Origin of the sequence: Catenulispora yoronensis (assembly GCF_039531695.1) — a bacterium.
In the GTDB taxonomy this organism is placed as follows: domain Bacteria; phylum Actinomycetota; class Actinomycetes; order Streptomycetales; family Catenulisporaceae; genus Catenulispora; species Catenulispora yoronensis.
Window position 1 is genome coordinate 21,553 of the sequence record NZ_BAAAQN010000028.1, and the last position, 18,988, is coordinate 40,540.

At 71.5% G+C, this 18,988-nt stretch carries 22 protein-coding genes and 1 pseudogene; 13 read left to right on the forward strand and 10 right to left on the reverse strand.

The genetic code is table 11. The features are described from left to right. Positions 1-39: 39 nt before the first annotated feature. From ABD481_RS22755 to ABD481_RS22780, 6 genes are all read right to left on the reverse strand, one after another. Positions 40-1,956, reverse strand: a complete 1,917-nt coding sequence (locus ABD481_RS22755; RefSeq protein ID WP_344667755.1) for a VirB4 family type IV secretion system protein — start codon at positions 1,954-1,956, stop codon at positions 40-42. Then, on the reverse strand, positions 1,956-2,903 hold the full coding sequence (locus ABD481_RS22760; RefSeq protein ID WP_344667756.1) for a PrgI family protein: 948 nt from the start codon (positions 2,901-2,903) through the stop codon (positions 1,956-1,958). Before ABD481_RS22760 ends, ABD481_RS22755 begins: the two co-directional genes overlap by 1 nt. Then, positions 2,896-3,099, reverse strand: coding sequence for a hypothetical protein (locus ABD481_RS22765; protein WP_344667757.1), 204 nt, complete (start codon positions 3,097-3,099; stop codon positions 2,896-2,898). The genes ABD481_RS22760 and ABD481_RS22765 overlap by 8 nt, the downstream gene beginning before the upstream one ends. Beyond that, entirely contained in the window at positions 3,096-5,159 is a 2,064-nt protein-coding gene (locus ABD481_RS22770; RefSeq protein ID WP_344667758.1) for a TrbL/VirB6 family protein, read from the reverse strand. The genes ABD481_RS22765 and ABD481_RS22770 overlap by 4 nt, the downstream gene beginning before the upstream one ends. Before the next feature lies 1 nt (position 5,160). Continuing rightward, the gene (locus tag ABD481_RS22775) at positions 5,161-5,568 is read right to left on the reverse strand and encodes a pilin (protein WP_344667759.1); all 408 of its coding nucleotides are present in this window, start codon (positions 5,566-5,568) and stop codon (positions 5,161-5,163) included. Positions 5,569-5,936: 368 nt separating this feature from the next. Then, on the reverse strand, positions 5,937-6,668 hold the full coding sequence (locus ABD481_RS22780; protein ID WP_344667760.1) for a helix-turn-helix domain-containing protein: 732 nt from the start codon (positions 6,666-6,668) through the stop codon (positions 5,937-5,939). 798 nt (positions 6,669-7,466) lie between these two features. Here ABD481_RS22780 and ABD481_RS22785 point away from each other — a divergent pair. Then, positions 7,467-8,285 (forward strand): hypothetical protein, encoded by an 819-nt coding sequence (locus ABD481_RS22785; RefSeq protein ID WP_344667761.1) that lies wholly within the window; start codon positions 7,467-7,469, stop codon positions 8,283-8,285. Next, positions 8,278-9,297 carry a TRM11 family SAM-dependent methyltransferase gene (locus ABD481_RS22790; RefSeq protein ID WP_425559252.1) on the forward strand — a complete coding sequence of 340 codons (1,020 nt, stop codon included), beginning with the start codon at positions 8,278-8,280 and terminating at the stop codon, positions 9,295-9,297. Before ABD481_RS22785 ends, ABD481_RS22790 begins: the two co-directional genes overlap by 8 nt. Here the strand turns inward: ABD481_RS22790 and ABD481_RS22795 are convergent. The 3 genes from ABD481_RS22795 to ABD481_RS22805 form a co-directional block, all read right to left on the reverse strand. Next, on the reverse strand, positions 9,213-10,817 hold the full coding sequence (locus ABD481_RS22795; protein WP_344667762.1) for a site-specific integrase: 1,605 nt from the start codon (positions 10,815-10,817) through the stop codon (positions 9,213-9,215). The two genes, ABD481_RS22790 and ABD481_RS22795, sit on opposite strands and share 85 nt — an antisense overlap. Before the next feature lie 77 nt (positions 10,818-10,894). Beyond that, a complete protein-coding gene (locus ABD481_RS22800) occupies positions 10,895-11,218 on the reverse strand; it encodes a helix-turn-helix domain-containing protein (RefSeq protein ID WP_344667763.1) in 324 nt (107 codons plus the stop codon). Next, positions 11,215-12,291 carry a tyrosine-type recombinase/integrase gene (locus tag ABD481_RS22805; protein WP_344667764.1) on the reverse strand — a complete coding sequence of 359 codons (1,077 nt, stop codon included), beginning with the start codon at positions 12,289-12,291 and terminating at the stop codon, positions 11,215-11,217. Before ABD481_RS22805 ends, ABD481_RS22800 begins: the two co-directional genes overlap by 4 nt. A 257-nt stretch (positions 12,292-12,548) precedes the next feature. Between ABD481_RS22805 and ABD481_RS22810 the strand changes: the two genes are divergently transcribed. From ABD481_RS22810 to ABD481_RS22855, 11 genes and pseudogenes are all read left to right on the forward strand, one after another. Next, positions 12,549-12,827, forward strand: a complete 279-nt coding sequence (locus tag ABD481_RS22810; RefSeq protein WP_344667765.1) for a hypothetical protein — start codon at positions 12,549-12,551, stop codon at positions 12,825-12,827. Positions 12,828-12,916: 89 nt separating this feature from the next. Next, positions 12,917-13,675 (forward strand): hypothetical protein, encoded by a 759-nt coding sequence (locus tag ABD481_RS22815; protein WP_344667766.1) that lies wholly within the window; start codon positions 12,917-12,919, stop codon positions 13,673-13,675. 139 nt (positions 13,676-13,814) lie between these two features. Beyond that, the gene (locus ABD481_RS22820; protein WP_344667767.1) at positions 13,815-14,567 is read left to right on the forward strand and encodes a hypothetical protein; all 753 of its coding nucleotides are present in this window, start codon (positions 13,815-13,817) and stop codon (positions 14,565-14,567) included. Between the two features lie 92 nt (positions 14,568-14,659). Beyond that, positions 14,660-15,124 carry a hypothetical protein gene (locus ABD481_RS22825; protein ID WP_344667768.1) on the forward strand — a complete coding sequence of 155 codons (465 nt, stop codon included), beginning with the start codon at positions 14,660-14,662 and terminating at the stop codon, positions 15,122-15,124. Between the two features lie 35 nt (positions 15,125-15,159). Next, entirely contained in the window at positions 15,160-15,621 is a 462-nt protein-coding gene (locus ABD481_RS22830) for an XF1762 family protein (protein WP_425559254.1), read from the forward strand. A gap of 41 nt (positions 15,622-15,662) precedes the next feature. After that, positions 15,663-15,968 (forward strand): hypothetical protein, encoded by a 306-nt coding sequence (locus ABD481_RS22835; RefSeq protein WP_344667770.1) that lies wholly within the window; start codon positions 15,663-15,665, stop codon positions 15,966-15,968. A gap of 36 nt (positions 15,969-16,004) precedes the next feature. Continuing rightward, a complete protein-coding gene (locus tag ABD481_RS22840; protein ID WP_344667771.1) occupies positions 16,005-16,973 on the forward strand; it encodes a hypothetical protein in 969 nt (322 codons plus the stop codon). Beyond that, positions 16,913-17,431, forward strand: a pseudogene (locus ABD481_RS47425) (DNA cytosine methyltransferase); the annotation flags it as partial. The gene ABD481_RS22840 and the pseudogene ABD481_RS47425, both read left to right, overlap by 61 nt. Positions 17,432-17,441: 10 nt before the next feature. Then, positions 17,442-17,798 (forward strand): hypothetical protein, encoded by a 357-nt coding sequence (locus tag ABD481_RS22845; RefSeq protein ID WP_344667772.1) that lies wholly within the window; start codon positions 17,442-17,444, stop codon positions 17,796-17,798. Between the two features lie 143 nt (positions 17,799-17,941). After that, positions 17,942-18,115: a hypothetical protein gene (locus ABD481_RS22850; RefSeq protein ID WP_344667773.1), complete on the forward strand. Its 174-nt coding sequence runs from the start codon at positions 17,942-17,944 to the stop codon at positions 18,113-18,115. Continuing rightward, the gene (locus ABD481_RS22855; RefSeq protein WP_344667774.1) at positions 18,112-18,270 is read left to right on the forward strand and encodes a hypothetical protein; all 159 of its coding nucleotides are present in this window, start codon (positions 18,112-18,114) and stop codon (positions 18,268-18,270) included. The genes ABD481_RS22850 and ABD481_RS22855 overlap by 4 nt, the downstream gene beginning before the upstream one ends. 261 nt (positions 18,271-18,531) lie before the next feature. On the opposite strand, the gene ABD481_RS22860 is transcribed toward ABD481_RS22855, so the two are convergent. After that, entirely contained in the window at positions 18,532-18,960 is a 429-nt protein-coding gene (locus ABD481_RS22860) for a heavy metal-responsive transcriptional regulator (protein ID WP_344667775.1), read from the reverse strand. Positions 18,961-18,988 lie beyond the last annotated feature (28 nt).

Below are 18,988 nucleotides of genomic sequence, written 5' to 3' on the forward strand. Positions count from 1 at the left end.
CTGTGCTTCCGGTGGTGGGGACGGGGGTGGCGGGGAGGGTCAGAGCAGGGCTCCGTCTGGGTCGTCGAGGTCAGCGGTGCTGAACGCCGGTGCGGAGACTGCGTCGGAGTCGGAGTCGGAGTCGGTGGCGTCGGCCTCGAGTTCGGGGTCGAAGTAGTCGTCCGGCTCCTCGTCGTCGACCAGGTCGGCCGGGTTGGTGGTCGCGACCGCGTACTCGGTTTCCGACGCCACGGCCGCGAAGGCGACGCGCTGCTCGCCGGCGGCCAGGAGTCCTGTGCCGACTGGGGCGGTGGCCAGGAAGTCCCGCTCGCCCGCCGACAGGTGGAAGGCGTCAGCCACGGCGTCCAACGCCTGCGGGGCTTGCCGCAGCAGGATCTGCGTGCTCGCGTTGGCGACCACGGCCCGGCCCAGGTCGGTGGACAGCACGTCGGCGGTGTCCTGCGTGATCACCGCGAGCCCGGCCCACCACTTGCGGGCGGCTTTGGCCATGCGCAACAGGAACTTCGCGCCCTCCGGCTCCCGCATCAAGATCCACGCCTCGTCGACCACGACCAGGCGCCGCCGGCGCTCGCGCGAGGTGACCTGCCGCCACACGGTGTCCAGCACCAGCAGCGTCCCGACGGTCTTCAGCTCGTCGGGAAGGTGCCGCAGGCAGAACACCTGAAGATGCCCTGACGGGGCGGTGGTCGTCGGGCCGTCGAACAGCCCGGCCCAGGATCCGATCGTGAACGGCTCCAGGCGCGCGGCCAGGCTGGTCGCCTCCGGGGTGCCCTGGGCGAGCAGCGCGTCGGCGAGGTCGGACAGGATCGGCGCGGTCCGGGCCCAGGTGCGCGGATCGGAGGTGATGCCGACCGCGGCGTAGGCGGCCAGCACGCCCCGGTCCAGGGCGGCGCGCTCGCCGGGACCGAGCTGCTCGCCGAGCAGGACGCAGATGAACGTGTGCAGGAACAGCGCCCGCCGGATCAGCGCGTTGGTCTTGCCCGCCGTCTTGTCCGCGCCCTCGGGCAGGTCGAACGGGTTCAGCCGCACGCCCTCGGCACCGAGGTCCAGATACGCGCCGCCGGCGAAGGCCGCCAGGCGCTCGTACTCGTTCTCCGGGTCGACGATCAGCACCTGCACGCCCCGGTAGAGCGAGCGCAGGATCTCCAGCTTGGAGAAGAACGACTTCCCGGCCCCGGAGCGGGCCAACACGATGCTGTTGTAGTTGTCCTGCGCCCACCGGTCGTAGATGACCAGACCGCTTGAGGCGGCGTTGACGCCGTACAGGATGCCGTCCGGAGCGGCGGTGTCGGTCGGGTCGATCGGCGACAGGTCCGGGGACGTGAACGGGAACGCCGAGGCCAGGCTCGCGGTGTCGAAGGTGCGGCGCAGTTTGATCGCGTCCACCCCGAGCGGCAGGCAGCTGGTCCAGCCGGCCAGGGCGCGGAAGCTGGTGGGCTGCATCTGCAGCAGCAGCCCCGCGGCCAGGGACTTTACCGCCGAGACCTGCTCGGCGAGGGCCTTCTCGCTCCCGGCGTAGACGGTGAGGTACAGCCCGACCCGGAACAGCCGTCCCTCGCCGCGCGCGAGCCGGTAGGCCAGCTCGGTGGCGTCCTCGGCGGCGGCCTCGGCGTAGGGGTCGGCCAAGCGGCCCTTCTCGAAGTCGGCGCGGCGGCCGGACTCGAAGCGGGCCCGCTGACGGCGCAGCCGCTCGGCGGCGACCTGCGTCTCGATCGGCTCGACGTGCAGGGACACGTCCAGGCGCCCGGGGTAGGTCAGCAAAGGTTCCAGCCAGCCCGCGCCGACCTCCGAGGGGAAGCCGGTGACGGCGAAGCTGGCGGCGTACATGTCGCCGATCCGCAGGTGCCTGGGGGCGACGGTCACCGACTCCGGCGCCGGCATGGCCTCTGCGGCGCGCACCGGTTCGCGGGTCGGCTCGGGGTCGCGGCGCTTGCCGGCCAGAGCTGTGAGTTTCATCAGTCGTCTTCTCCTTCCGTGGGTTCGCGGCCGGCGCCGGTGGCGTCGACCAGCAGGTGGCGAAGGCGGGCGTCGTCGAAGGCCCGGACCTGGATCTGCGCCCCGGCCAGAGCGCGCGCGGCCTCGTCCAGGCGGCGGTGCAACCGCTGCGGGGCGGCGGCGTCCGGGCCGCCGGCCTTGGCCTTGCGGCCGGTGCGCGGCTCGCGTGCCGCGAGCAGCACCTGGCGGTGCAGGACGTCGCGGCGGCCGGCCAACTGCTCGAGGTACTCGGCGTGCTCGGCGGCGGCGGCCTCCAGGGCCGGGTGGGGCAGGCCCGGGGCGGATTCGCGCAGCTGCTCGACCGCCCCGGACAGGTCCAAGCGATGGGTGCGCACCAGGAGCTGGACCGGTGCGGTCAGGCCGTTGAGCCACCGGCCGAACGAGCCGACCAGCCCGTCCTGCTCGACCGGGGTGCGCAGCGCGAAGTTCACCACCCCGCACGCCGCCAGGGCCGCGTAGCCCTCGCTGCCGAGGTCGATCACGCCGCCCGCGTCGATGCCGTGCGCGGGCATCGGCACAGGTGCCGGAGTGGGTCCGGCCTTGGCCCGCAGCTGCTTGCCCAGGAACTGCGGCAGCGGCTGCGCCGGTTCGTCGGAACCTGCGACCAGGTGCTTGGGTGTGCGGCCGTGGCGCAGCGCGGCCAGGACGAACTTGTCGGCGGTGAGTCCGTCGCGCTTGCCCAGCGCAAGCCCGATCGCGATCGCCGCGACCGGGGCGGCCGGGGCGATCAGGTACACCGCCGGGACGCGCGGCAGGGTGGCGTGCGCGGCCATGAAACCGGCCCACACCAGCAGCCCGGTGCCGGCCAGGATCACCACCTGCCGCGCGGTCAACCTGGCGACGATCACATCCGGGCGATCGACGTCGGCCGGGATGCGGGTGGCATACCGCTCGCCGGACTCACGCATCACGGCCTCCGGCCGCGCGGCGCTGGCGCGCGGCCGACCGGCGGGCCCGGATTGCGATCTCCCGCGCCGGGTGGACCCGGGTCGGGACCGGGACGGTCAGCCGGTCGTAGATGAACTTGGCCAGGGTGGGGCGCGGCTTGCGGTGCCGGCCCCGGTAGGCGCCGTGCGCGGTGGACGCCGGACGGTGGTTCGTCACTTCGAGGTTCCTCCTTGAGCAGTGGGCTTTCTGGGTGCGGCGGCCCGCGGCGAGGCGGCCTTGGCCGGTGCCGGCTTGGCGGCAGGGGCCTTCTTCGGCACCGGCTTGGCCGCGCCCGCCGCGCCTGACGTGCGTGCGGGCGGCGCCGCAGCCCCGGCGCTCGCGACGGTCTTCTTCGGCGCGGGAGCCGCAGATCGCTTCGGGGGCGGCGGGGTCCGCGTGCTGCCAGCGGCAGCGACCGCCGCCGTGCGGGCCGGGCTTCCGGTCTTCTTCGGCGGCGCGGTCTTCTTCGCGGCCGAGACCGGGGTCGGGACCGGCGGCGGGCTCGAGGCCGAGGCGGCGGCCGGGGTGACCTGCCCGCGCAGGTCGAACAGCGCGTACTGCCGGTTCGGCGAGCGCGGCGGCGCGGGCCGGTTCAGGTCGATCGCCTCGCGGGCCGGTGCTGGCCGGGGCGTGCGGGGCGGCGGGGGGAACAGGCCCGGCTGGACCACGCGGCCCGGCTTCGTTTGGGTGGGCGGCGGGACTGGGGGCGCGGCGGCCGGGGTGACGTTGCCGCGCCGGTCGAACAGCGCCGTCTGCCGGACTGGTGATCGCGCCGGCGCGGGCATGTTCAGCTCTACTGCCTCGCGTGGCGCCTGCGGCCTGGGGAGTTTCGGCGGCGGTGGGAACAGTCCCGGTTGCACGTACCGGGGCCGGCCCGAGGAGGCGGGCGGCACCGCACGCGGACCGGAGCCGCTGCTCGGTGTCGGACCGCTCGGGCGTGTACCGCTGCCCGAGCGTCCGCCCGGCGGGGTGGGGCCCGCGCTGCGTCCGGCCTGCGGGCGGTTGGACGAGGCGCGGCGCTTGCCGCGCAGCCCGGCCGCGCCCATCAACTTGTAGGTGGCGATGCCCTTGGCCATGGCAAGGAGCTGGGAGCGGCCGAACACGCTGCGGCCGACCCAGAACGGGATCTTGATGAGGATGAAGAAGAGCATGATGAACACCAGGAGGTCGGTGAGGCCGGAGCCGGTCGGGAACCCGAGCGCGGTCTGGCCTCCGGGGTCCAAGAAGATCTGTAGCGCAGTTACCAGCACCAGCGACTGCCCGAGCTGGATCGCCAGGGTGCCGATCACCGCCCGCCACCACAGCCGCGCCAGACCCTCGGTCTGCGGCAGCGCGTGGCACGCCAGCGCCACCGGGGCGGCGACGGCCAGGAGCACCATGAGCGCGACCCGGACCAGGTAGGTGATCAGAAGGACCACCGCCATGACCGCGGCGACCAGACCGAGGATCGCCAGGAACACGCCGCCGGAATTGAGGATCGAACCGGTGATCATGTGGGCCAGGGCGGTGCCCGCGGCCTTCGGATCCAGCCCTTGTCCCATCACGCCTTGGGCGAGCACGTCGGCCAGGTGGATGATGAGCCCGAGGATCGCCAGGGAGGCGTTGCCGACCAGGAATCCGGCGAACAGCCGCGGCAGGATGTCCTTCATCGCGTACCGGGACTGCAGCGTCTCGTGGGTCATCACGATGATGCCGCCGGCCAGGACGAACAGGACGTAGAAGCTGTTCGCCAGCAGCGCCATCGTCGTCCAGATCGCCCCGACGCGCGGCATCGTCGTGACGTCCGGTGTGGACAGCACGGTGGAGCCCAGCAGGCTCAGCACCGGGTTGAGCGCGTCGGTCACCAGCGAGGCGAACCAGTCGTCGATGGCCTTCTCGATCTGGCCGGGGATGTCCCAGAAACTCGGGTCGGAGTTGCCGCCGGAGGTGTTGCCGCCCGTCGCGCCGGTGGCCGGGACGGTGTCGGTCGGGGTCGCCGCGCCGGGTCCCAGACCGATCCCAGGACCGGACGGCGACGGGCTCGGCGCGGGTGCCGGAGCTGCCGGGAGCAGCGCGGCGGCCAGCGGCGCCGCCGCCTTCGGTGCGGCCTGGGCGGAGGCGGCGGGGACCAGGATCAGCAGGGCCGCGACGGCGGCCAGCAGCGCGGCGATCGCTCGGGCGGCGGGCCGGGCCGAAGCCCGGCCCCGGCCGCCGACGCCCCCGGCGCGCAGGGGAACGGACTTCGGCTCGGCGCGCATGTCAGCCGCCGACCAGGCCCTTGAGGACGGTCACCACGACCGGCGCCAGGACCGCCAGGCAGTAGCCCATCGCGGCGGACTTGAAGCAGGTCTTGGCCTTCTCCACCTCTGCCGGGTCGCCCGCCGCGAGGACGTAGCGGACGCCGCCGATGGTGAGCATCAGCGTCGCCAGGACCGCGAGGATCCCGATCAACCAGCCCGTGACGTTGGAGATGACGGTGGGGATGTCGGCCGCGGCCTGGTACTGGCCGGAGGTCGCGGCCAGGGCCGGTGCCGCGCCCAGGAAAGCGGCGCTGGCGGTCGAGCAGATCAGCGTGGCCAGGCGGCGTCGCCGGGCCCGGTGGGCCGACGGCGCGGGTACCGGTGGCTGGGGTGTTTCGGGGCGTGCGGGGTGGCTCGAGTGGTGCATGGGTGGGTCCTTTGGTGCTGGGTGGGACGGGGAGGTGCGGCGTCATCCGGGAGATCCGGGACGGGCTCGGCGCCGGGAGGCGGGAAGGCTCACCGGGTTGTGAAGGGCCGAGGATTGCCGCGAGAAGGTGCTGCGGTGGTGCGGGTCGCCGAGGGGCGTTTCAGGCCGCCGCGCGCACGACACGTTCTCCTTTTCGGATCGGTGTCGGGGTCGCAGTTGTGGAGGGTCAGCACCACGGGGCGGGGTGCGGAAGCCTGGGGCCGAGCGGCGTGCCGGAGCTTGCTATCCCGGCACCCTTAGTAAGCCGTGGAGAGGCCCGAAAGTCTCAATGCCTGGATCACGATTCGGTCACGAGCACTGCCTGGCGCCTACAGCCGCCCGTCGCGGATGGCGGCGACCAGGCGGGTCTCGGCGGCGGTGCGGTAGCGGAAGAACGTGGCCCGGGAGATGCCCGCCCAGGCGACGATCTCCTCGATCGGTGTGTCCTCCATGTAGGAGCGTCCGATGTACTCCGCCTCGTCGGCGGTGATGACATCCAGGCGCACCGCGCGGGCCAGCAGGATGTCCACGTGCTCGACCTCCGGGGCCGGCGCGGCGGACTCCGAGGCCATCGGCATCGACACCGGAGCCGTCTCCTCCCGGCGGCGCTCGCGGCGCACGGCGGTGAACGCGCGCCAGGCCGCGGTGGCAGCCAGATCCGGGATCGACAAGTCCTCCACGTCGATGTCGCGGATCGCGGTCAGGAACGCCTCGATCAGATCGGCCTGATCCTCGGTGGTGTCGCCGGGGAAGTTCGCGGCCAGCAGCTGCGACTTGTGGACCAGCTTCGGGTAGGCAAGGCCGGCGGCGACGAGGAACCAGCCGGTCTGCCTGCGCCGCGCCAGGCGGATCACCTGGGCCCACACCAGGGCCCGGAATGCCGGGTCGACCCCGGCTCCGTGGACGGCCTCATATATCTGCGCCAGATCTATGACCCGGTCCACCGGACCGACCGGGACCGGGGGAAGCCGCAGCGTCATCTCCGACGGCATCTCGCGCATTTGCGCAAAGGCGTACTTGATGGTTTCCAGCGGCGTGTCAATGTCGGTGTCGACACTCATTGTGAAAGCTCCCGTCAATCAGGTTTCCCCGGGTTGGGAGCTCCATCGAACGAGACGCCGTAGGCAAATCATGGGCACGTTCTAGGCACGCCATAGGCACATTCGCCGCGCTGTGTTTCCGGCGGCGTGCCTACCGCGTGCCTAAAGCCGCCGCGACCGGCGGCGGCAGGTCCGCGCGGGCGGTTCGAGGCCTGCACCACAGCCCGCTAAAGATCTTGATGTTGGCGGCTGGCAGCACGCGGAGACCTGGCCGGACGCGGTCGAAGACCCGGGCGTGGATCCGCGGCCCCGGACTGCGCTGCCGACGCGCTGACACCGTCGCCCAGGGGTGTGCCAGCCGTGCCTACCGCGTGCCTATGGCGTGCCTACGGCGTGCCTAAAACCTGGTTGACCTGCCATTTCGTGCGGAACTCGCCGCATGGCGCCACGGACTGGGCCGCCGTACCCGTCCCCGAGCTTCGGGCGCACTCGAGTCGCGGGTTCCGCAGGGCTTCCGGGGCTTTGGCGCCGGGGCGCGGTAAGGGCGGGCCAGGCGAGGGCGGATCGCGCATCCACCCCGAGGCTCAGCGGGCACGCGGGACCTGAAGCTAGCGCGGCCACGGCAGGCACGCGCCCCGGCGAGGCCTTCGCGCGAGCGGCACCTCGGGCCTTGCGAGGGGACACCTATATATGCGCGAAGAAGGCTCCGGATAGCGATATCGAACCGTTACCGGAACCTTGAGACTCTGACCCCCTCAAATTGGCTTACTAGGGTAGGTCAGCACAACGGCGCGGAACCGCACGACACGAACAACGCTCATGACGGAACTGACGCATAACTCCCCGAACAATCACAGCGAAAGCAACATCGAGAACACCACCGATTCCCCCGAGAAGAACACCCCGGCAAAGCGCAAGCAGCGGGTCCGCGGATGCGGAGTCCCGGCCACCGCCTGGTTCACCCCCCACCCCGACAACCACGCGCACGACCCGGCCACCGACCACTCCAGCGCCAGCGCAGGAACCCAGGAGTGGGCCGTGCCGGAGATCGTGCGGCAGTTCACGGCCATCGGCCAGCACTACTCGATCATCCGGATCCCCGCACCGAGCTACTTCACCAACCCGATCCGCAAGGCAAGCATCACCGGACACCACCGGACCACCGAGGCAGGGATCCCGGCTCTCGATTCCGTCGTCTCGCACCGGGCGGGATTGGACCTGGTGGCGCTCCTGGCCATCGACCGCGAAGACCGCGGCGACACCACCGGCTTCGGGATCCGCGACTGGTCCCCGATGGACGGCCGAACCTCCCTGGAGACGCTCATCGCCGGCGCGAAGCGGATGCTCGCCGACGGCGGGATCCTCGCCGTCCGCCTGCCCCGCCCAACCCCCGGCTCCGGGTTCCGGGACGACACCGGCGCCGCCATCGCCTCAGCCCGCCGCAGCGGCCTTTCCTACCTGCAGCACATCGCCCTGATCGACTCCTACATCGATCACGAGGGGATAACGCCCGCCCTGCCGCAGACCGACCTGGACGCCTACTGGTCCGCCCGCGCCCAAGGCATCCCGATCCACGCCCGGTCGCACAGCGACCTGCTCATCTTCCGCAAGCCCGAGAAGGACGACACCCTTGCCTGAAACCCCCGCCACCCACCAGAGCAACGCGGCCAGCACCCCGGCCCGCAGCCTGGCCGGGATACCCACCTCGGTGTGGGTCACCGCCCAGCGCAACTCCCGCACCCAGCGCGCCGGGCGCTACGTCCCGGACTCGGTCGCGCACCCGGCCAAGATGCTCCCGGACATCGCCGCCTACGCCATCGGCGCCTACACCGAACCCGGCGACCTGGTCGTGGATCCGATGTGCGGGATCGGCACCACCCTGGTCGAGTCCCTGCACCTTCGGCGGCGCGCGCTGGGCGTGGAGTACGAGGCGAAGTGGGCGAAGTACGCCCGGCAGAACATCGCCCTGGCCAAGGCCCAGAGCGGGTGCGAGGAAGCCGCGCTGGTCGTGCGCGCGGACGCCCGCAAGCTCGTCAAAGTTGTCCCGCCGGAACTCGTCGGCACCGCAGCCTTGGTTATCACCTCGCCGCCCTACGGCGCGGCGACGCACGGACAGGTCAAGGCCACCGCCGAGACCGGCGAGTCCGGGGTGCAGAAGTCGGACTTCCGCTACTCCACCGACCGGGGCAACCTCGCCCACGCCAACCGCGAAGACCTCATCGCCGGGTTCGCCGAGATCCTGTCCGGCTGCCGCCAGATGCTGCGGCCCGGCGGCGTCGTCGCGGTCACCGCCCGGCCCTGGCGCGAGCACGGTGAACTGGTCGACCTGCCCAGCGAGGTCATCGCCGCGGGCGTGAAGGCGGGACTGGAGCCGATCGAGCGCTGCCTGGCCCTGATCGCCGGAGCCCGCGACCGGCAACTGGTCACCAGGCCCTCGTTCTTCCAGCTCGCCAACATCCGCGCCGCCCGCGCCGCCGGCGTACCGATGCACCTGATCGTGGCCGAAGATGTGCTGCTGTTCCGCGCCCCGACAAAGTCCAGAAGTTCCAGCGAAAATCAGGGCTTCTACGCCGAACTCCAGGATAGTCCGCTGCCCGTGTCCGGTATGGGTCCTGGAGTTGGCGGCGAAGTCTCGGAGGCGGTGGCGTGAGGGTCGTCGCGAAGGAGGTGCATGGCGTTCGTGGCGTAACGCACCGCGGTGCTGGAGTGGACGCCGAAGACCTCGGCTTGAAGGAGCGGGTCGCCGTTGTTGGCGAGGGCTTCCTCGAGCTGGCGGTCGATCCGCAGCCGCTCGATCGTGGCCGGCAGGCCGCGCAGGTTGAGGATCCAGGTGTGGCTTGGGGCGGCGTGGTGCAGTGCGGTGTCCATGTTGATGAGAAGGTGCGGGTTGGCGGTGTTCGGCCAGCGGGTCCGGCGATGGTCCAGCCAGTGCAGGATGACACGGTGGGTCAGGTCGTCCAGGGGGCGTTCCCGGCCGGCGATGGTGATGCGGCGGTTGGGGATGTCCACGTCCTTCAGCAGCAAGGTGCGTATCTGTCCGGGGCGTGCTCCGTGGATTGCCGCCAGCGCGACGAACAGGCGGGCTTGCGGTGTTGTGGCGGCGGCGACGGTCTGATCGATTTCACCGCGGGTCAGCGGCTGCCAGATCGGGACGGTCTTGCGGCCGAGGCGGATGTCCGCAGCCGGGTTTCGGAAGATCAGCCCGGTGCGCTTGGCCCAGGTGAACAGCGACCGCAGCGCGGTCACGACCATCTCCCGTCGGCGGCCCGTCAAGCCATCAACCACCGCGGCGACATCGTCGGCGGTGACTTCACGCAAGTGGTCGTAGTTGCTGGACCAGTTGGTCAGCGCCGGGAGCAGGACGGACAGTTGGATGCGGCAGGTGGACACGTCCCGGGGCTTGGCGCGGGGTCCGCCGTGGCGGCGGTGGTTCACCCATGCTGTGACGTCTCGAGCGATGGCCGGCGCCAGGCCGGCGACCTTCGTGCCGACCCAGGCATCGAAGGTGTCGGGCCGGTCGTCGATGAGGACGTCCATCGCAGCGAGGATCTCCAGCACCCGGACGAAGCTGACGCTGTGCTTGTCGAACAGCGGGCGGACGTCGCTGGCGCGAACCGTGTCGCCGGCGACGTGTTCGGCCAGGATCGCGGTCAGGACGCGCTGCACACCGCGGCGCACCACCGGCTCCCAGCCGCGGGCCTCGGCCAGGTTGTGGGCCAGGTACAGCGCCCAGGCCAGCCACGGGTTGTCGGGTGTGGCGCTGCGCAGGTCGAAGCGGCGCACCTGGTAGTCGCGGGTTCCGGCGTCGAACAGCGGCGGTTGGATGAACTCCGCGATAGGCCGCGATGCCGGGGCCGGGGCGGGCTTGAGCGGCCGTCCTTTCGCGCCGCGTCGACGCCCAGTCTTCGGCGGTCCGACCCGGTTCTCCAGGTCGGCCAGGAACAGCTGGTGGTGGCGTATTTTGGGCAGCCACGGGGCCATCACGTTCTTGGCGCGGGCATCCGCGTCGGGGTCGGTGTCGCGCAGAAGCCGGGCCTGGTGCCAGCACAGTCGGCAGTAGCCGGTCTTCAGCGGCTGCTCGCGTTCGCACCCGCTGCACACTCCGACGTGGTGTCCCTTGGCTGGCTGACGGAAGTTGTAGCAGGCCAGGCACTTGCCGGCGGCATACATGACGCCCCAGGCCAGGCACGAAACGCAGCTGGTGGCACTCCACCGGGCGCGGAAACCGGGGATCCTGGCCGATCCGCTCACTGCGGCGGCAGAGTGCGCCCGTCGCGGCGGCGCGGCACCACCGACAACGGTGCGCCGGCGGCGCGGGCGACGGGGGTCTCATCGGTTGCCGGGCTGGCGACGTTCTCCGGCTCGGGGATCAGCAGCTCGCCGATCTCGCAGCCGAGGACAACGCAGATGACGTCGAGGTCGTCCAGCTTCAGCGAGGCCGGCTTGCCCGACCACAGACCGGACATCTTCCCGGCGGAGATGACCAGGCCGTGCTGGGCCAGCAGCGCCTGAAGATCCGACGCCTTCCAGATGTCGCGTTTGGCCGCGGCCAGCCGCAGGTTCCACTTCATCCGGCCAGCCCCTCCAGCCGAGCTGCGGCCCGGGCCTGCCCGGCGATCCACGCCTCTTCGATCCGAGAACGGTGCACGTGAACGTACTTCATCGTGGTGGTCACCCAAAGATGACCAAGCAGCTCCTGAATGGATATCAGGTCGACCCCGCCCTGGTAGAGCTGGGAGGCACAGTAGTGCCGCAACACGTGCGGCGTCAGCCGCCCGGCCCAAGCCGGCATGAACTCCTCGACCGCCTCGGTCAGGCTCGAGCGCAGCGACTCGTAGCTGACCCGCCCGGCCGAGCCGTCGGCGCAGGACCGCTCCGAGGCGAACAGCGGGGCGCCGAACCGCGCGTGGTCATCATCAAGCTGACCCCATACGTCCTGGATATACCAGCGGAGCACCGGGCCGGCCGCGCCCAGCAGCGGCGCCATCCGCTCTCCGGGACCGGAGCCGTCCGACCCCTTGGCAAACCGGACGTGCAGCTTTCCGAACCGCCCAAGCTCCCAGTGCACATCGGCCAGATCCAGCATCCGGGTCTCGTTCGCGCGCAGCCCCACCTCGCCCATCAACCGGGCCGCGGTGTAGTTCCGCGCGGAGGTCGCGTATTTACGACACGAGGCCAGTGACTGTGCCCAGGCGCTGAAGAACGCGGTGTACTCCGCCTCGGTCGGCGGGATCCGTAGCCGGGCGTTCTTGTTGCCGCGCGGCCGGTTCATCTCATCGATCGGGCACTCGATGACGCGGCCGGTCATCGCGTGCAGCTCGACCTTATGCCGCAACTCCAGGAACTCGAAGTAGATCGACAGCGCCGCGGAGCGGGCCAGCCGGGTCCCGGACGGGGCGTTGCGCAGGAAGCCTCCGAAGTAGGAGTCGGCATCGCACGGCTCCATCTCCCACAACGGCCGCCCGAACCAGGTCCGGATGTTCTCCAGGTGCGACACGTCTCCACGGATCGTGCCGTCGGTCAGCCCCGCCGATGCACGGGCCAAGACGAACCCGGCCAGCGCGTCGGTCTCGAACGCCGCGATCGTCTCGGCGTCCGCGAGCTCCCTGTAGTCCCTCAGATCCCGGACAACCGCCAGCTCCAACTGCCGTCCCCACCCTTCACGCCCATCACCGAAAGGACAGAACCCGTGAGGACTCTTCAGGATTTCCGAAGCCGTGTCAAACCTCTGCCAGACAGGCCGGACGCCCGGGACCAGCCCGCCTGCGGCTCAGAGCTCAGAGACCCCCGATCGAACTCCGGTGTTGTCGCACTCGACGAGCGAAACATGCCTATCCCGGCCGTCACGGTGACATCCGCGCCTGCCGATCCGCAGGAGGCGGAGCCGCGCCCGGCGATCGTATGACGGTCCCGGAACCCGATCGCTGCGACGGCCGCCCGGCTCTGTGCGATCGCTGCCACACCGAGCTGTCGATCGACCCGGCCGGGCCCTGGTGCCGCAGCTGCCGCATCGCCTCCGTCGGCGCGGGGCGCTACCCGCCGTGCCTCATGCCGCCGGTCGCCACCGGCACCGCCGGACGCGCCAAGGGCCTGCGGCTGTGCCGGGCCCACGCCCGCCGCCTCGTCGACGGCGCAGGACCGCACGCCGTCCTCCGCGACGCCCGTCCCACGAACCCGTGACTGGCCCGAAAGACAACCACCTCAACCCCCGACCGATCCGCAAACCCCCGCACCGTCACCAGCGTCCGCACCACCTTCAGGAGACCTTCTTGACCCGCCGCACCGCCCTCGCCAAGACCGCCGCCGCCCTCGCCACCGCCGGCGCGCTGTCCGCCTCGCTGTCCGCCTGCGGCAGCGATCACCACGCCGACCCAGCGCGACCGGCATCGGCGACGAACACGACCGCCGCAGCGCCTTCGTCGCCTTCCCCGTTGACTCCGGAGGTGGCTGGTCCGGCCCTGCGCGTAGTGCTCCCGACGAACGCCGACCTGGCCAGCGGGATCGTCATCTCCGGCGTCTACGACACCGGCACGTACGTCACCGCCGAGGCTGACCTTCCGGCGCCGTCGCTGCCGACAGCGGACTGCACCGCGGCTCCCGCGATCGACGTGGACGTCCTCACCGGCGACTACCGCGCGGCCTACGCCAGCGAGGAGCTCGACGTCGCTGGCACCAGCCTGCAGCTCGTCGTCGCCTCGACCAACCACGGCGACGCCGCCAAGCAGCTGGCCGAGATCCGCGACTTCGCCAAGCGCTGCGACAGCTTCGCCGCGCCGGACTCCATCGGCGCGTCTGTTGGCGGGACCGTTGCCGTCGATTCCTTTGCCGGACTCGGCGACGAGGCGATCCGCATCCGCGTGGCTGCCGCCGGGCCGAACGCCGTGAACTACTCCCAGCCCGAGGTCATCCTCGTCCGCTCCGGAGACAAGATCGCCGCCGTCTCCGACGCCGACCACCAGCGCGACGAAGCCGACGCCATCTCGGCCGCGCAGCTCCTGGCCGGACGCCTGACCGGCACCCAGAAGTAGAGCCCGACAGCCCCAGCTCCCGCGCCCCCAGGGCCCGGGGCAAGCAGCCCGACCCGACACGAGGAGCACCGTCCCCCACCATTCCGCCCGACCTGCCAGCCACCGCACCGACGCCCGCACCACCGTCCAGGAGAACCGCTTGATCCGCCGCACCACCCTCGTCAAGACCGCCGTCTACCTCGCCGCCGCCGGCAGCATCACCTCCTGCATGACCGCCTGCGGCAACAGCCACCCCGACACCCGCCCGGCTGCCGGAAAGACCTCCGCGCCCAGCGCCGCCCGCAACTCCGCGATCGACCCGACGGCCACTGGCACCGCGCTGAAGAACCTGCTCCCAGCAGGGGCCGACCTCGCCTCCGCCGTCACGGTCACCGGCGCCGCCGACAGCGGCTCCGACTGGACCTCCCCGGATGCTCTACCGGCCCCGATCCTGCCCGCCGCCGGATGCAATGTCGTCCCGCAGATCACCGCCGACGAGGCCACCGCCGACTACCGCGCCACCTACGCCAAGGAGACCCTCACCGAGCACGGCGTGCCGATCGCACAGATCGTCCTGGCCGCGACCAACCCCGGCGACGCCATCAAGCAGATCACCGAAGTCCAGGCCCTGGCCGACCGGTGCCAGACCTTCGCCGCCCCCAACGCGAACGGCGCGTCCGTCAGCGGCACGGTCACCGCTACGGCGGTCCCCGGACTGGGCGATGAGGCCCTCGACGTGCGCGTCACCGCGACCGGCCCGGACGCGGCGAAGTACCAGCAGCCTGAGCTGATCCTCGTGCGCGTCGGCGACAAGCTCGCCGCCATCAGCGACGCCTACCCCGAAGCGGACAACGGCTCCGCGCTCAAGGCCGCCGAGGTCCTGGCCGCGCGCCTGACCGGCCAGCCGGCCTAGCCCGCCGCGCCCCGGCCGGACTGCCGCGCCGCCCGCGCGGTCCGGCCGGGGCCCCGATCCCCGCCTGAACCGACTACTCGTCTGGAGTTCTCATGACCACTTTGCTCGCCGCCCGACCCGCCATCGTCCGCGCCCTGGCCGCGAGCGTCGGCCTGACCGCCGCCTGGGGCCTCGTCTCCGGGATCACTCAGTACCACTTCGCCTACGCATGCCTGGCCGTCGGATTCGTCCTGGCCCGCACGCTGACCAAGACTCCGGCTCCGCGCACCGCGCTGCTCCCGGCCATCGCAGCCGTCCTGGCGTTCGCCGTCGGCTTCGTCGGCGACTTCGCAGCCGTGGTCGTGGCGCTGTGGCTGCACTACGGCATCCCCGCCGGAGTCATCTTCGACCACTCCGGCGAGCTGTTCAGCAACGTCGCTGGCGGCCACTCGGTCACGGACTGGGTGTTCTTCCTGCTCGCCGCTATCGCCGCCGCCGGAATGACCGCCGGCCGCCAGGTGAACGAGATCGAATCCCGCGCCGAGGCCGATCCGGCGCGGAACCAGACGGCCTCGTGATCGGACCCGCTGCGGCGACGCGGGGCCAGTTCACGATCCGGCCGGTGAGCCTGAAGCAGGCGCGCGAGTTCGTCGCCGCCCACCACCGCCACCACGCACCGCCCAGGGGTCACAAGTACTCCGTCGGCCTGGCCGGGCCCGGCGGCGAGCTCGTCGCCGTCGCCATCGTCGGCCGGCCGGTCGCCCGGCACCTGGACGACGGCTACACCCTCGAAGTGACCCGCCTGGCCACGCTCGGCGTGCCCGGCAGCTGTTCACGGCTGTACTCCGCGGCGTGGAAGGCGGCCCGCGCGATCGGCTACCGCCGCATGGTCACCTACACCCAAGGCGGCGAGACTGGCGCGAGCCTCAAAGCCTCCGGCTGGCACAAGGTCCGCGACCTGCCGCCGCGCCCCGGCTGGAGCACCGCGGCCCGGCCGCGCCGCGATCTTGGCGCCGACAACATCCCCCGAACCCTCTGGCAGGCCGGAACCCCACCGGCCGCCGCCGACGCCTGACCGCGCCCACACCGAAAAGACAGATCAAGGAGTCACACCCCATGCCGTTCGACACCGACGCCTACATCCGCCGCCTCGCCAGCGCCCACGGCCTGACCGCCAAGCCCGGCGACACCGACCACTCCGAACTCACCGACCGCGCGGTACGGGCTGAACTGGCCGACATCAAGCGCCGCACCAAGACCCTGCACGCCTGGAGCGCCGCCGTGATCGCCGCCCACCAGAGCGACGAAACGACCGCTGACGACACCGCGAACTGCGCACCTGATCCGTCCCGGCGCGGCTGTCGCTGCCACCAGCGCCGCCCCGACCGCCGCCCCGGCTGCCGCTGCGACCCCCGCCGCTGACCACCCCGGCCCGACCCCGACAAGACCAGGAGATACATGACCACTGAGCACCACCGGCTCAACGCCCCATCCGCCACGCCGCCGAGGATTCAGGCCCTCTCGCTCGGCGCCGGAGTCCAGAGCTCAGCGCTGCTGCTGATGTCCGCCCACGGCCTGCTCCCGCGCCTCGACTACGCCGCCTTCGCCGACACCGGCTGGGAACGCCCCGAGACCTACGCCGCCTTGGACTGGCTGGAGAACGAGGTCGCCAAACCCGCCGGAATCGAGATCGTCCGCCTGCGGGCCGGGGACATCCGCCGCGACGCTCTCGACCCGAACTCCCGGTTCTCGACCATGCCGATGTTCATCCGCAACCCCAACGGGTCCAAGGGGATGCTCCGGCGCCAGTGCACCTCCACCTACAAGATCAAGATCCTGCTCGCCGAGGCACGCCGACGCCTCGGAGCCGAGGTCTTCGACGACGGACGGATCGGGCGCGTCAAGCGCAGCCTGAGCCTGTCGATGTGGGTGGGGATCTCCTCAGATGAGTTCCACCGGGCCAAGGACTCCGGCGTCAAGTACGCGGTCAACGAGTTCCCGCTGCTGCAGCTCGGACTCACCCGCGCCGACACCCAGGCATACCTCGATCAGCACGGGTTCGCCGCCGTCTCGAAGAGTGCCTGTGTTGGCTGCCCTTACACCTCCAACGCTGGCTGGAGGAATCTGAGGGACAACCACCCCGTGCAGTGGGACGAGGCCGTGGAGTTCGACCGGGCCATCCGCGCCGGCAACGCCCGCGCCAACGCCAACGGCCGGCCGCTGCTCGGCCAGGCGTTCCTGCACCCCTCGCTGCTGCCGCTGGACCAGGCCCCGATCGACGCCCCACCGAAACGCCGGCACCTGCGCCTGGTCGGCGCCGATGAGGCCGTCGACTGGGAGGACGGAGACCCCGACGGCTGCTCGCCGTGGGCCTGCCGAACCGGCCGCCCCGAACAGCCCGCGGGCATCTCGGAGGTGGCCGCTTGAGCCCGGCGCGCGCGAGCAGCGCGCCGCGGCTGGGGAGCCTGTGCACCGGATACGGCGGCCTCGACTTGGCGGCCAAGAACCTGTTCGGCGCCAAGCCCGCCTGGTTCGCCGACAACGACCCGGACGCCGTGCGGGTGCTGGCGCACCACCACCGCCGGGTGCCGAACCTCGGCGACATCACCGCCCTGGACTTCGCCGACCGCGAAGCCGTGCCGGGCATCGACATCCTCACGGCCGGGTGGCCGTGCCAAGACATATCCATCGCCGGACGCGGCGAGGGACTGAAGAAGGGAAATAGGAGTGGGTTATGGTTCACCGTCGCAACCGCCGTTCGCGATCTACGACCCGATCTCGTGCTGCTGGAAAACGTTGCTCAGCTCCGAGGACGCGGACTCCAACAGGTTCAGTCCGACCTGGCCGCAAGCGGGTACGACACGGAATGGCTCTGCCTTCGAGCATCCGAGGTGGGTGCCCCTCATCGACGAGCCCGCTGCTTCATCCTCGCCTGGCGGCCCGGCGACGGCGCGACCCGGCTCCTTGAAGCTGCTGCCCACGCCCCAGGCCCGCGACGGCGACGGCCGGGGAGCCTCCGACCCTGCTGCGCGCCGGGCCGGGGGTCACTCGGTGGGTCTGGACGACGCCGTCTCGGTGCTCACACCGAGTCGCTCCCAGGTGGTGCTGTTCCCGACCCCGCGCGCCTCGGACGGCACGAAGGGCTCCCCGAACCAGCACGGGTCCAAGGGGGATCTGATGCTGACCTCGGCGATCGCCCGGCTGGCGAAGCATCCGGCCGTGCCGGCGCAGGACCTGCCAGAGGCGGCCTGAGCCCGCACTCCGCCTACCCCTGGGGCATCTACGCCGAGGCGGTCCGGCGGTGGGAGCACATCCTGGGCCGGGCGGCCCCGGAACCGACCGAGCCTGGCCGCAACGGACGGCCCCGGCTGCGCCCGGAGTTCACCGCCTGGGTCATGGGGCTCCCGGCCGACGACTACCTGGCCGCAGTCCCGGACGTCTCCCGGATCGCCGCGCTGCGGCTGGCCGGCAACGGCGTCGTCCCGCACCACGCCGAGACCGCCTTCCGCGAACTAGCCCGCCGGGCCCTCCCCTACCGGTGGGGGAGTCCCTCGGGGGAGGAGCGGTGACCGACCCGAGCCCGCCGGTGCGGCGGAGGCGAGGACGCCCCGCGGAGAACACCGTCGCCGAGGTGGTCTTCGCCCCCGCCGAGCCCGAACTCACCCCGGCGGCTGCCAGAGCCCTGCTGGAACTCCTGCGCCGCGCCGAGGCGCGGCCCGAGTAGCGGTCAAGGCACACGGCTACAGGCCAGCCTGTTTATAGGGACGAGTCCTGGCTCCACCTACGGACCTTGGCCCCACACGTTGAACGAGGGAATGGGTTCCAGCGAACTATTTCCGGCCCCACCTGTTCTGCGTCTTGGCCTGGCTTCGCCGGCGCGCTCGGCGAAGCGGTTCACCGGCTCAGCAGCCGCAGCCGCACAGCTCTGGCGGGCAGTCCGGGTCATCGCAGCAGGACTCGACCAGCTCGATCTCGGTCATCGACATCACCTCCCTTCCGATGGCGGACACCACACGCCGGGGGACGGCGGTGGACAGTTCGCGGACGGCAGCGCGTCAGCCATGGCGAGCATCTCGGCCCGCAACGCCGCCAAGCGGGCTATCTCGGCGTCCACCTCGCCGATGCGGCGGCGCAGCAGATCCTCAGCCGGCTCGCAGGGACACACTCCGGTGTCACGTACGGCCAGCAGATCGCCGATGTCACGCAGCCGCAGCCCGAGGCGCTGACATCCCTGGATGAAGCGGAGCCGCTCGATTGCCTCCGATCCGTAGGAGCGGTAGCCAGCCGCCGTGCGCTCCGGTGGTGCCAGCAGCCCCTCGCGCTCGTAGAACCGGACTGCGTCCGGACTCACGCCCACGGCTGCGGCAAGTTCCGCGATTCTCAGGCCCTGTTCCTTGGTACGCGTGCCGTTCACGAGTCCCACGCTAAACCTTGGAGTCCAC